At 65.4% G+C, this 11815-nt stretch carries 10 protein-coding genes; 5 read left to right on the top strand and 5 right to left on the bottom strand.

Features of this window, described 5'->3' with window-relative positions; all coding sequences use genetic code 11:
- Positions 1–150: 150 nt before the first annotated feature.
- Complete coding sequence (locus CN97_RS00595) at positions 151–636, top strand: hypothetical protein (protein WP_131389475.1); 486 nt, start codon at positions 151–153, stop codon at positions 634–636.
- Here the strand turns inward: CN97_RS00595 and CN97_RS00590 are convergent.
- The 4 genes from CN97_RS00590 to CN97_RS00575 are packed head-to-tail and all read right to left on the bottom strand — an operon-like array spanning position 633 to position 7420.
- Positions 633–2702, bottom strand: coding sequence for a membrane protein (locus tag CN97_RS00590; RefSeq protein WP_035705650.1), 2070 nt, complete (start codon positions 2700–2702; stop codon positions 633–635). The two genes, CN97_RS00595 and CN97_RS00590, sit on opposite strands and share 4 nt — an antisense overlap.
- Positions 2703–2742: 40 nt before the next feature.
- Positions 2743–5541: a DUF4159 domain-containing protein gene (locus tag CN97_RS00585; RefSeq protein WP_035705648.1), complete on the bottom strand. Its 2799-nt coding sequence runs from the start codon at positions 5539–5541 to the stop codon at positions 2743–2745.
- Positions 5541–6416, bottom strand: a complete 876-nt coding sequence (locus CN97_RS00580) for a DUF58 domain-containing protein (RefSeq protein WP_035705645.1) — start codon at positions 6414–6416, stop codon at positions 5541–5543. Before CN97_RS00580 ends, CN97_RS00585 begins: the two co-directional genes overlap by 1 nt.
- The gene (locus CN97_RS00575) at positions 6413–7420 is read right to left on the bottom strand and encodes an AAA family ATPase (RefSeq protein ID WP_035705642.1); all 1008 of its coding nucleotides are present in this window, start codon (positions 7418–7420) and stop codon (positions 6413–6415) included. The genes CN97_RS00580 and CN97_RS00575 overlap by 4 nt, the downstream gene beginning before the upstream one ends.
- Positions 7421–7516: 96 nt before the next feature.
- On the opposite strand from CN97_RS00575, the gene CN97_RS00570 reads away from it, so the two are divergent.
- From CN97_RS00570 to CN97_RS00550, 4 genes are all read left to right on the top strand, one after another.
- The gene (locus CN97_RS00570; protein WP_035705639.1) at positions 7517–8101 is read left to right on the top strand and encodes a DUF1285 domain-containing protein; all 585 of its coding nucleotides are present in this window, start codon (positions 7517–7519) and stop codon (positions 8099–8101) included.
- 724 nt (positions 8102–8825) lie between these two features.
- A complete protein-coding gene (gene fumC, locus CN97_RS00560; RefSeq protein ID WP_035706808.1) occupies positions 8826–10220 on the top strand; it encodes a class II fumarate hydratase in 1395 nt (464 codons plus the stop codon).
- A complete protein-coding gene (locus tag CN97_RS21365; RefSeq protein WP_084683923.1) occupies positions 10220–10831 on the top strand; it encodes a GNAT family N-acetyltransferase in 612 nt (203 codons plus the stop codon). The genes fumC and CN97_RS21365 overlap by 1 nt, the downstream gene beginning before the upstream one ends.
- Positions 10828–11046: a ribbon-helix-helix domain-containing protein gene (locus CN97_RS00550; protein ID WP_035705632.1), complete on the top strand. Its 219-nt coding sequence runs from the start codon at positions 10828–10830 to the stop codon at positions 11044–11046. The genes CN97_RS21365 and CN97_RS00550 overlap by 4 nt, the downstream gene beginning before the upstream one ends.
- Here CN97_RS00550 and CN97_RS00545 read toward each other — a convergent pair.
- Complete coding sequence (locus CN97_RS00545) at positions 11043–11792, bottom strand: cytochrome c biogenesis CcdA family protein (RefSeq protein ID WP_035705629.1); 750 nt, start codon at positions 11790–11792, stop codon at positions 11043–11045. The genes CN97_RS00550 and CN97_RS00545 overlap by 4 nt on opposite strands.
- Positions 11793–11815: the final 23 nt, after the last annotated feature.

Below are 11815 nucleotides of genomic sequence, written 5' to 3'. Positions count from 1 at the left end.
AAAAGTTGGACGGTGTAGGTCCTCTTCATGAAGGGTCGTCGCATGTTCACCCCATACACGCCAGCCGCTGCGTCCGTCAGTTCGCGGAAGCTCCATGCAAGGACCGGGAGCCACGGGCGCAGTCCGCGAGCAAAGCCGTGGCGCAACGTGGTGGCTCTTATCCTCACGTTCTGGCTTGCGGCACCGGCTGCGGAAGCGGCGACATACCGGCTGACGCTCAACGAAGTGCCGTTCAGCGGGATCCCGACAGGCCGAAGCTGGGCAGGTTGGATGGAGATTGCCGCCACCGGTGCCGTAAGGGATGCGGAAATCTCGCTGCCCGGCCTTTCCTATCTGTACCCGGACATGCAGACCTACAGCCTGCCGATGTTCGGGCTGTCCCTTAATGCGGATGGCGTGCTTCGTGGATATCTTGCCAGTGCGGAAGTTCCGCTCCCGGCGCCCGCTCTGCTGTTCGAGGGCGGCTACTGGTATTCCGGCGAAGCGGATACCGGTGCCGCCTTTGCCTGCACGAGCTGCCTCCCGCGAGGCACCTATGTCCTTGCGGGGGCTCCCGCAGAGGTGCCTCTGCCAGCGGCGGCTCTGTTGCTGGCCACACCGCTGGCTTTGCTCGCAGCCCGAAGCAGGCGGCGCTAACGGCGCCCTTCACGCAGCCAGGCCGCGACCGCGAGCAGTCCGGCAGCGAGCAGGAAGGCCCAGGGCGGCAGCAGGGCCGAAACCTGCACGTCTGTCGTCACATAGGCCTGACGCGGTGTGATGCCGAGCCAACCACGCCCGGCGGCAAGACGCCCCTCCGAAACCTCACGGATCGCGGGAATGCCATCCTCGACCGGGAAAATACCGCCCCCCGTTTCCGCCACCTGTGGGGAGAGCTTGTCACCTGTGGCAATGGTCTGCTCGAATTCCTTGGGGGCGGAGGGGCCAAGCGCGACGACCGTCTCCATTTCACCGTCGGCAAGCCGGTATAATCCGATCGACGGCGCGGCATAGGTGGCAGTGAAGCGCCCCGGCTCTGTCTCCTGCAGCGGGACGACCACGCTTGTGCCATCAGGGGCGGTGATCGTCACTTGTCGCGGATCGTCCTTCAGGGAGCGGCGAGTGACGGTAATCGACTGACCATCCGCAGTGGCGGTCAGGGCCTCCTCCTCCAGTTCGGGCTCCTTCATCGTCCAGTGCGCGAGGCGGCGGAGCAGTTCGAGCTGCGGACCACCGCCCTCGTAACCCCGGCCCCACAGCCACGCCTGATCGGAGGCCAGCAGCGCGACACGCCCTTTTCCGACGCGGTCGAGGATGAGGAGCGGCTTGTCCTCCGCGCCCGACATCACCACTTCACCCCCGCGCGGCAAAAGCTCCATCAGGCGGAACCAGCGGCCCCAGCCCGGTTCACCGTCCTGTCCCGGAGGGGAGAACTTCTCCAATCCCTCCGTCACGGGATGGCGCCGGCCGATTTCAGTGATCTCCGGGCGGAACGGTTGCTGGATGACCCTCCCCGATGGCGTGGCGGGGAAGGATGCCGCCAGCGGCGAGCGGTAAAGACTGTCAGCCGAGGCACTCTCCGGCCCGCCCGCGACCAATACCGCGCCGCCTTGCTCCACGTAGTTTCGCACATTCTCCAGATAGGCGGCGGGCAGGATGCCGCGCAGCCGGTAGCGGTCGAAGATGATGAGGTCGAACTCCTCAATCTTTTCGATGAAAAGCTCCCGCGTCGGGAAGGCGATGAGCGAGAGCTCAGAAACCGGAACACCGTCCTGCTTCTCCGGCGGACGCAGGATGGTGAAATGCACCAGATCGACAGAAGCGTCGGATTTCAGCAAGTTACGCCACGTCCTCTCCCCCGCATGGGGTTCGCCCGAGACGAGCAGCACACGCAGTCGGTCACGTACCCCGTTGATCTGCACGACGGCGGAGTTGTTCCTGTCGGTCAGTTCGTCCGGCGCGGCGGCGACGTCGAATTGCAGAACGTTCATTCCGCCATGCGGCAGCCGCACGGGCAGTTCCAGATCCTCGCCCACGGGAACGGTCACGACCGTCGGCTCCCCGCCGTCTATGGAAAGGGTGAGCTGCGCCTGATCGCGGAACTCCGGCGGCACCTCGCCCTGATCCTCGATACGCAGCGTCAGGCGCACTTCCTCACCCAATATGGCGAAGGGCGGGGCGTTCTTGATGATGAGCCTGCGATCCCAGTCCTGGCTCCTGCCTGTCAACAGCACCTGCAGAGGCGCTGGAAGATCGGGCGCAAGCTCCATGTCATGCACCTGCCCGTCGGTCACCAGGATCGCTCCCGCCACCCTGTCACGCGGCTCGTTGGCAAGCGCATCGGAGAGCGCGGTCATCACGCGGGAACCGGTGTTGCTCTCGCCATCAGGGACATGAACGGTGCGAAGCTCAACGTTCCGCAATCCGCCAAGCCGGTCGCTCAGGGCGCGGACTGCCTCCTCCACCTGCGCGGGACGATCTGCGATGCGGTTGCTGGAACTGTCATCCACTACGAGCAGAACGATGTCGCTCAGCGGGTCGCGCGTCTCCCGTTGCAGAGAGGGATTGGCGAGCGCGAGCAACAGCGCGACTCCCGCCAGCGCCCTGAGCCACCAGCCCGAGGAGCCGCGCCAGAAGGACAGCCCGACCAGCAGGACGAGTGCCACGCCCAATGCCCAGATCAGCGGCCAGGGCAGCAGCGGTGAGAGGAGGATGCTGTCGGTCATGAGATTGCCTCGCCGATCGCCGCGATGCTTTCACAGCAGGTCATTGACCCAGCCTGTCAAGCAGCGCGGGCACGTGCACCTGATCGGATTTGTAGTTGCCGGTCAGCACATGCATGATGAGGTTGATGCCGAAACGAGCCGCGATTTCTCTCTGCCGCTCGCCCGACGTGCCGCGTCCGATCGCCATGAGCGGCATACCGTTGTCGCTCACCGCCCAGGCGGAGGCCCAGTCGTTGCCGCCGATCACCACAGGCGTCACCCCGTCGTTCAGGTTGCGGAAGGGCATGCCCTCCACCTGCTCGGCATCCGGCGGTGCGGCTTCGACCCAGATGTCATGGCTGTTGAAGCGTCCGGGGAAGTCCTGAAGCAGGTAGAACGTTCGGGTCAGAACGTGATCTGCCGGCAGCTTCTCCAGCGGTGGAATGTCGAGCGGTGCCGCGATGAGCGCAAGCCTGCGCCCCTCCGGCGTCTGTCCGCCCGCTGCGCTTGCCATATCCGCGTCGCGCGTGTCGAACAGGATCATCCCGCCCGAGCGCAGATAGCGGTTCAGGTTGCTATAGGCTTGGTCCGACGGCAGGCGTTCATTAGCGGTGATGGGCCAGTAGAGGAACGGAAAGAACGCGAGTTCCCGCTCCAGATCAACGCCGATCGGCGCTCCAGGCTCTACCGAAGTCCGCTCGAACAGACGCTGTGACAGGCCCTGAAGCCCCGCCCGCGAAACGCGATCCACGGCGGCATCGCCCGTCTGGACATAGGCCAGAACCACTTCCGCGGTTGCCGCCATGGCAAAATCGTCGCTCGCGGTCGCCTGATCCTGGGCACGCGCATCCGGCACGATCAGGAATGTTCCCATGACCAACGCCGCCGCCGTCCTGGCTAACCGTCGCCTCACCCCCCCGCCAAGGCGTCCGGCGAGCCAAAGCGACAACAAGAGATCAAGGAACAGAAGCAGCAGGCCGACGGTCAATACCCCACCTTTAAGATCACGTTCCGTCTCCGCCACGATCCCCTCGACACGCAGACCGGCAGGCCAGACGGCCGGGGTCAGTACGGCATCAGGACCGATGACATTGCGTGCGATGCGCCTGTCGTCCCCGGCATACAGGCCGGGGGGCGCCGCAGGCCCGGGTGGTGAGTTCTCCAGAATCTCCCCAGCGATCCCGGGGAGGGCACCGGCGCGATTGACCCGTCCGAACGCGTCGATCACCTCCTCAGGCACCCAGGTCGTCCCCGCAAGATCGCCAGCGGCCCCCCCCACACCCATTCCCGCACTGACCGAAAGACGTTCAAGCATCTGGACGAAGAGACCGGAAAGGGGAAGGCTCGACCATTCCGCATTCGCGGTGACATGGAACAGCACCACCTGCCCTTGACCCACCGCCTTTCGCGTCACCAGCGGCGTCCCATCCGAAAGCGAGGCGATGGTCCGTTCGGAAAGCTGCGGGTCCGGCTGCGCCATGACCTGCGCCGTGATGCTCACATCGGGCGGGATCTGCAAACCGTAGAAAGGCGAGCCGGGTGCGAAGGCGCGAAGCGTCTTGGGCTCACCCCAGCTCATGGCGCCGCCTATGGAGCGGCCTCCCTCCCGCAGACGGACGGGCAGCAGCGGATCTTCTGCATTCCGGCTCACATCGCTTGCTGCCAGTGCAGGTCCGGCAAAGCGGAGCAGCAGACCGCCCTCCTCCATCCAGGCGACGAGACGGGCGCTCTCCTCCGCCGATACGCGGGCGATATCGGGCATGATGACCACGTCGGGCGAGGCGAGCAGCATGTCCTCCAGCGGTCCCTCCATCAGGTCGGCGGTGGGTTGCAACGCCTCCCGCAGAAAATGGCTGGGTGAGAGAAGGGCCAGCCCCTCCCGGTCGCTCCGTGCGGCGACAATGGCGACCTTGCGGCGTTTCAGAGCGTCGTCCGCTAGGCTGACCGCAGCCGCAGAGCGCTGAGCGGGGATTTCGAACCGGGTGATACGGTTGCGAAGTTCGGGCGGCAAGGACAGTTCCGTCCCCGCTTCCGTCCCGGATGCGTCGAAACCGGCGCTTCCCCGGACCAGTTCCCGCTCGATCCCCGCGGGATCGCGCCCGAAGGCCGTGATCTCGATGCTTGTCGCCGGACCTTCGGGGGCGCGAATAGCCTGCAGTGCGATCACCCCGTCGCGGTAGACAGGGGGTTTCAGACCATAGACAGGATGCGGTGGCTCATAGACCGTGACCGTCCCACGGGATTGCAGGGCGGAAAGCAGCGGCTCCCGGCTTTCGCGTTCCATACCGTCAGAGAGCCAGTAGCTTTCCATCTCCCCGGAAGGGATCCGATCGATGAAGGCCCGCACCGCCTCCGGGTCCGGCTCCCATGGGCGAGGCTGAACCGACGGCAGCCGGGCGCGCCATGCTTCTGCCGACAGAAAATCCGGGGCAGCCCCCGCCTTCGGCAGATCGCCAAGCGCCACTACGGCAACCGGCCGGCCAGCGCGCGCAGCCTCTGACAGCAGACCGTTCATTCGCTCCACCCGCCGCTGCCAATCCCCCGCGTCCGCCCATGTGCCATCGGCAAGGATCAGCAAGGGCCCGCTTCCCGGTCGCTGCGGCGTGGGGTTGAGCACGGGCCCCGCAAAGCCGAGGATGAGCAACGCCACCGCCGCAGCGCGGAGCAGCAAGAGCCACCATGGCGTCTTGTCGGCCACGGTTTCCTCGTCCTTCAGGCCGAGGAGGAGTGCCACGCCCGGAAACCTGCGCCGGATAGGCGCGGGAGGCACGGCGCGGAGCAGGAGCCACAGAACGGGAAGCACGACAAGCGCGGCGAGAAGCAAGGGCGCCGTAAAGCCGAGGGGGCCGATCATCCACATCAATGCCCCCTTTCCGTCGCACCATAAAGCCACAGAAGCGCGCTCAACGCGGTGTTTCCGGTATGATGTGTGGAAAACTGCCAGCCCGCTGCCGTGGCGAGCGCTGAAAGCTGGTCCTTGCGCTCTGCCAGTCGGTCGAGATAGCGGCGGCGCAGATCCCCCGCCTTGCGGGTTTCAAAGCTCACGGCGCCGGTCACGCTTTCAAAAATCGTGCGTCCGTCGAAGGGGAAATCCTCCTCCACCGGATCAAGCACCTGCAGAAGCGCGCCCCGCACTCCTCGGCCCGTCGCCTCGCCGATCGCCCGCTCCACCCCCTGAAGGTCACCCAGAAAGTCCGACAGGAACACCGCGCGGGAATGGGCGGCCAATGCGCGCCCATCCGGGTCGGCATGGTCGCCGCCCTCCTCCGTCCGGGTCAGCGCATCGGCCAGCCGGAGAAGTTGCGCCTGTCCCGCCCGGGGCGGCGCATCTGCGCCAAGCAGGCCCACCCGCTCATTGCCACGGATCATCAGGACGGAGAGGGCAAGGGCCAGAAGCTGCGCGCGTGCCCGTTTCTCGGGCCGGTCCGTCGATCCGCTGAACGCCATTGATCGACCGGGGTCGATCCAGACCATGACGCTCTGCGCGGCCTGCCACTCCCTTTCGCGCACGAAATGGGTGTCCGAACGCGCGGAGCGCCGCCAGTCGATGGACCGTGCCTCATCGCCGTTCTGAAACGTGCGGTACTGCCAGAATTCCTCGCCCATACCGGAGCGCCGCCGCCCGTGCGGGCCAAGAAGGACCGTCGCCGCCAGCTGCTCCGCCGCGGCAAGCAGCGGCGGAAGCCCGCCGGCGAGAGTCTCGGCCCCTTCGCGTAGATGGGCGGCCTCGCTCACGCCGCGGCCTCGATCCCTGCTACGCGCCCGACAGCGGTGGCGATGACATCCGAAAGCTGCACACCCCGCGCCCGCGCCCCGAAGTTCAGCGCCATCCGGTGGATGAGCACGGGCCGCGCGAGCGCCTGTACATCCTCTACCGAGGGCGCCAGCCGCCCTTCCAGAAGCGCGCGCGCCCGGACAGTGAGCATCAGCGCCTGCGCCGCGCGCGGACCCGGGCCCCAACTCACGTTCTCCCGCACCATGGCCAGAGCCTCCGGCTCACCAGGGCGGCAGGACCGGACGAGATCGAGGATCAGCTCCACCACGGAATCGCCAACCGGCATCCGGCGGACGAGGCGCTGCGCGGCCATCAGTTCCTCCGCCGTGAAGACCTGATGAACGGCGCCTTCCTCTGCACCGGTGGTCGCGATGAGGATGTCCTTCTCCGTCTTGCGGTCGGGGTATTCTACATCGACCTGCACGAGAAACCGGTCAAGCTGCGCTTCCGGCAGGGGGTAGGTGCCCTCCTGCTCGATGGGGTTCTGTGTGGCGAGCACGTGGAACGGTGGCCCGAGCCGCCGGTGCTGCCCCGCGATTGTCACCTCCTGCTCCTGCATGGCCTGGAGAAGTGCGGACTGGGTGCGCGGCGATGCGCGGTTGATCTCGTCGGCCATGAGCAACTGACAGAATATCGGCCCCTCGATGAAACGGAATGCGCGGGAGCCGTCGCCCCCCGTCTCGAGCACTTCGGAGCCGAGAATATCGGCGGGCATGAGATCGGGGGTGAACTGGATGCGGCTGCCCTTCAGCCCCATCACCGTGGACAACGTATCCACAAGCCGTGTCTTGCCCAGCCCCGGAAGCCCAACCAGCAGCGCATGTCCGCCGCAAAGCAGCGCAGCCAGCGTCAGCTCGACCACCCGCTCCTGCCCGATGAACCGTCTGTCGATGGAGGATCGCGCCTCCGCCAGCCTCCCGGCCAGCGCCTCGATATCCGCCACAAGATCGGTTTCCTCGGTCATGGCGCTCCCCTTTTGCCGGGTGATAGTAGGTTATACCAATATTAGAGCCAGATAACGCCACTGGCACAAATGGCAAAACCGTTACCGGAGGAACAGATGGCAGAACTTTCGGCTGATGGCCTCGCAAAGAGCGTTTCGGCGGCACAGGGCGGCAAGAAGGGCCTGCCGCCCGTGCATCTGTGGAATCCCCCCTTCTGCGGCGATCTGGACATGCGGATCGCGCGGGACGGGACATGGTTCTACCTTGGCACCCCCATCGGAAGGCCGGAACTGGTGCGGCTCTTTTCTTCCATCCTGAAGCTGGAGGACGGGAAATATTTCCTTGTCACGCCTGTGGAAAAGGTCGGCATCACCGTGGAGGACGCCCCCTTCGTCGCCGTCGATTTCGAGCGCGCGGGGACGGGCAAGGACCAGAACCTCACCTTCACCACCCAGGTCGGCGATGCAGTCGTGGCCGGAGAGGAGCATCCGATCCGCGTCGCGCGCGATCCCGACACCGGGGAGCCCTCCCCCTATGTCCATATCCGCCGCGGGCTGGACGCGCTGATAGACCGCAAGAGCTTCTACCGGCTGGTGGAAATCGCCACGGTGGAGGAGCGGGAGGGCGAGGATTGGCTGGGCCTGTGGTCAGGTCACAGCTTCTTCCCGATCATCCCCGCGCGCGAGCTTTCCGATAGCTGACCGCTCCCGTCATCTCCCGCCCCGCCGGCAGCAAAGACCTCCCGCAGGCCGCAGAACCGGGCTTGGCTCCGTCCGCTCCCAATAACCAGCCGGAGCGTGATAGCATCCGTGCTCCCGTCGGACTACGCATGAGCAGGCCCGCGAAGCAGGCTCCGCCATCGGAAATCGCACGGTCATACCCGATGAATATGCCCAGGTAGTAGCGGACCAACTGCGCCGCTTCATCGAATTTCAGATAGAGCAAGCCGGGCATCCAAGGCGCAGGCTTTCCGTAGCCCTGCTCGAACTTGTCCCTGCCTCCGATGTAAAGCGGAGACGGGCCCGAAACGGAGACCAGATATTCCGGTATCGCGGGCGCAGGACTGTCCCGCTCGAAGCGAAACCATGAAGGCGCGCCAGACCGCCGTCGGGGCCCTGGTCTCATCCATCTCGATACTCGCCTTGCCGGCCGCCGCGACCTCCCCCGTTGGGCAGCCGTCCGGCCTCTCCCCCGTATCGAGGTCATGAGCATAACTGCGGGTGAATTTATCGCCACGATAAGCGTATGTCGCCACAACCGCGGGTGTCGCTACTCCGGCGCACGGGAGTTTTAGTAGGTTTCTCCCTCTCCTGATGACCAAAGGTCAACATGAGTCTCCGCATTGTCCTGGCGCTAGCGGTAACGCCGGATTGCCTTTTCGGCGGGAGTCGCTAAACCGGCCCGATATCCATGAAGGAGTCCGAGATGACCGCGACCCGCACCGAAACCGACAGCTTCGGCCCGCTGGAGGTTCCTGCCGACAAGTATTGGGGAGCGCAGACACAGCGTTCGATCCAGAACTTCCCGATCGGCTGGGAAAAGCAGCCCGTGCCGATCATTCGCGCGCTCGGCGTCATCAAGCAGGCGGCGGCGGAGGTCAACATGGCCACCGGCAACCTGTCGCCCGAGATCGGCAATGCGATGGTGGAAGCGGCAGGCGAAGTCGTCGCCGGCAAGTTCGACGACAACTTCCCGCTGGTCGTCTGGCAGACCGGTTCCGGCACCCAGTCGAACATGAACGCGAACGAGGTCATCTCCAACCGCGCCATCGAGATCCTCGGGGGCACGATGGGGTCCAAGAAGCCCGTTCACCCGAACGACCATGTGAACATGGGCCAGTCGTCCAATGATACCTTCCCCACCGCGATGCACGTGGCCATCGGCACGCAGGCGCGCGATGTGCTGCTTCCGGGGCTGAGGAAACTCGACGCCGCGCTTGACGCGAAGGCGGTTGAGTTCGCGGACATCATCAAGATCGGCCGGACCCATACGCAGGACGCCACGCCCCTGACGCTGGGCCAGGAATTCTCCGGCTATGCGCATCAGGTGGCCAAGGGGATCGAGCGGATCGAAGCCTGTCTGCCCGACATCTACGAACTGGCGCAGGGCGGCACGGCCGTCGGCACCGGGCTCAACACCAAGAAGGGTTGGGATACCGCCATCGCCGCCAAGATCGCGGAGATCACCTCCCTGCCCTTCGTCACCGCCCCCAACAAGTTCGAGGCGCTCGCCGCACATGACGCGATGGTCATGTTCTCGGGCGCGCTGAAGACTGTGGCCGCCTCGCTCTTCAAGATCGCCAACGACATCCGTCTGCTGGGTTCCGGCCCGCGGTCGGGGTTGGGTGAGCTGATCCTGCCGGAAAACGAACCCGGTTCCTCCATCATGCCGGGAAAGGTGAACCCGACACAGGCGGAGGCGCTGACCATGGTCTGCGCACATGTCATGGGCAATGACGCGGCGGTGGGTTTCGCTGGCTCCCAGGGGCATTTCGAACTGAACGTCTATAACCCGATGATGTCCTACAATGTGCTGCAGTCCATGCAGCTTCTCGGCGATGCAGCGGGTTCGTTCACCGACAACATGGTCGTCGGGATCGAGGCGAACAAGCCGCGGATCGAAAAGCTGATGAAGGAGTCGCTCATGCTGGTCACGGCGCTTGCGCCTACCATCGGCTATGACAACGCGACGAAGGTGGCCAAGACGGCGCACAAGAACGGCACGACGCTCAAGGAAGAGGCCATCGCCCTCGGTTTCGTGGACGAAAAGACCTTCGATGAGGTGGTGCGGCCCGAAAAGATGGTCGGCCCGGAGGACTGATGGCGAAGGTCGTCAATCTCCGCGAGGCACGGAAGGCGCGCGAGCGGGCCGCCCGCCGCGCGGAGGGGGACGCCAACGCCGCCAAATTCGGCCGGACCAAGGCCGAACGCCAGATGGAGGAGGCGCGTGCTGCGAAGGCGCGCGCCTTTCTCGATGGTCACCGCCTGCAACCGGATATCCGCCGGGCAGAGGCCGGGGACGCGAAGCTTCTGCTCCACGTGATCCATCGGGCCTTGCGGGACACCAATGCCAGGGATTATCCGCCAGCGGTCATCGAAAGGCTTGTCGCCGCCTTCACCGAGCAACGCGTCGCGGCGTTGATCGCCGGACCTTGTTGCTACGTGGCGCTGCTCGATGGCCATCCTGTCGGTCTTGCCGCGCTCGAGGGCGGTCAGGTGCGGAGCGTATTCGTAGATCCGGCCCATCAGGGCCGTGGCATTGGCAGCGGATTGATGCGCACCCTGCTCGCCGCGCCCGAGGCAGAGGTGCCCGTTCTGCGCCTGAGCGCCTCTCTCTCTGCGGTGACCTTCTACACGGGATTGGGCTTCGTCGCGACGGGCGAGCGGACCTCAGATGGCGAGCGCACAGTGACAATGGAGCGGCGCCGGTGAAGGGACGCCCCGTCAAGCATTCGCTTACCCTCAACGGCCACAGGACGAGCGTCTCGCTGGAGGATGAATTCTGGCGGGCGTTTCGCCGTTACGCGGATGAGGATGGCCGGGCGATCAATGCGCTGGCGGCGGAAATCGACGCGACCCGCGCACCGGATGTCGGCCTTGCTTCCGCCATCCGTGTCTGGGTGCTGGAGCGGGCTCTCACCCGTTAGCCGATGCGCCCAAGCGCGGGGAATGTCTCCAGCAGCCACCAGGAAAACGCGGAGAAAGCCCCCGATACCAGCGCCAACCCGACGAGCACCAGCAGCAGCCCCATCGCCCGCTCGATCACCTTCATGTGCTTCTTCAGCCGGTTCATCAGCCCGATGGAGCGCTGAATGAACACCGCCGCGAGCAGAAACGGAATGCCCAATCCCGCCGCATAGACGCCAAGCAGTACCGTCCCCCGCGTGACCGAGGTCTCGGAGGCGGCAAGGGACAGGATCGCGCCCAGCTGCGGCCCGATGCAGGGTGTCCAGCCAAAGGCAAAGGCCAGTCCCAGCACATAGGCGCCGAGAGCCGATCCCCCCCTGTCGCCGGCATCCAGCCGAGCCTCGCGATCCAGGATCGGGATGCGGAAAACGCCCAGAAAATGCAGGCCGAAGATGATGACGATGGCTCCCGAGATGCGCGTGAACATCTCCTGATTGCGCAGGAAGAATGTCCCGAGCGCCGAGGCCGTGAAGCCCAGCAGCAGGAATACCGTGGACAGCCCCATGACGAAGAACAGCGCGGGCAGGATCGCCGCGCGGCTACGGCCTCCTTCGGTCATTTCCTGCATCCTGACCCCGCCCATATAGGCAAGATAGGGCGGCACGATGGGGAGGACGCAAGGCGACAGGAAGGACAGCACACCCGCCACCAGCGCGACGAGCATCGCGGGCAACAGGGCTGCGTCAAAGAGATCGATTCCGAACATGCCTTCTCCTAGCCGCTTCTGGC

The sequence above is a fragment of the Haematobacter massiliensis genome, from assembly GCF_000740795.1.
In the GTDB taxonomy this organism is placed as follows: domain Bacteria; phylum Pseudomonadota; class Alphaproteobacteria; order Rhodobacterales; family Rhodobacteraceae; genus Haematobacter; species Haematobacter massiliensis.
This window is presented reverse-complemented; position numbering and strand designations above follow the sequence as displayed.

Excerpts from the sequence above, each read along its gene's own strand:
- CN97_RS00590 (WP_035705650.1), bottom strand. The coding sequence starts at position 2,702 with ATGACCGACAGCATCCTCCTCTCACCGCTGCTGCCCTGGCCGCTGATC.
- CN97_RS00585 (WP_035705648.1), bottom strand. The coding sequence starts at position 5,541 with ATGTGGATGATCGGCCCCCTCGGCTTTACGGCGCCCTTGCTTCTCGCC.
- CN97_RS00575 (WP_035705642.1), bottom strand. The coding sequence starts at position 7,420 with ATGACCGAGGAAACCGATCTTGTGGCGGATATCGAGGCGCTGGCCGGG.
- CN97_RS00570 (WP_035705639.1), top strand. The coding sequence starts at position 7,517 with ATGGCAGAACTTTCGGCTGATGGCCTCGCAAAGAGCGTTTCGGCGGCA.
- fumC (WP_035706808.1), top strand. The coding sequence starts at position 8,826 with ATGACCGCGACCCGCACCGAAACCGACAGCTTCGGCCCGCTGGAGGTT.
- CN97_RS21365 (WP_084683923.1), top strand. The coding sequence starts at position 10,220 with ATGGCGAAGGTCGTCAATCTCCGCGAGGCACGGAAGGCGCGCGAGCGG.
- CN97_RS00545 (WP_035705629.1), bottom strand. The coding sequence starts at position 11,792 with ATGTTCGGAATCGATCTCTTTGACGCAGCCCTGTTGCCCGCGATGCTC.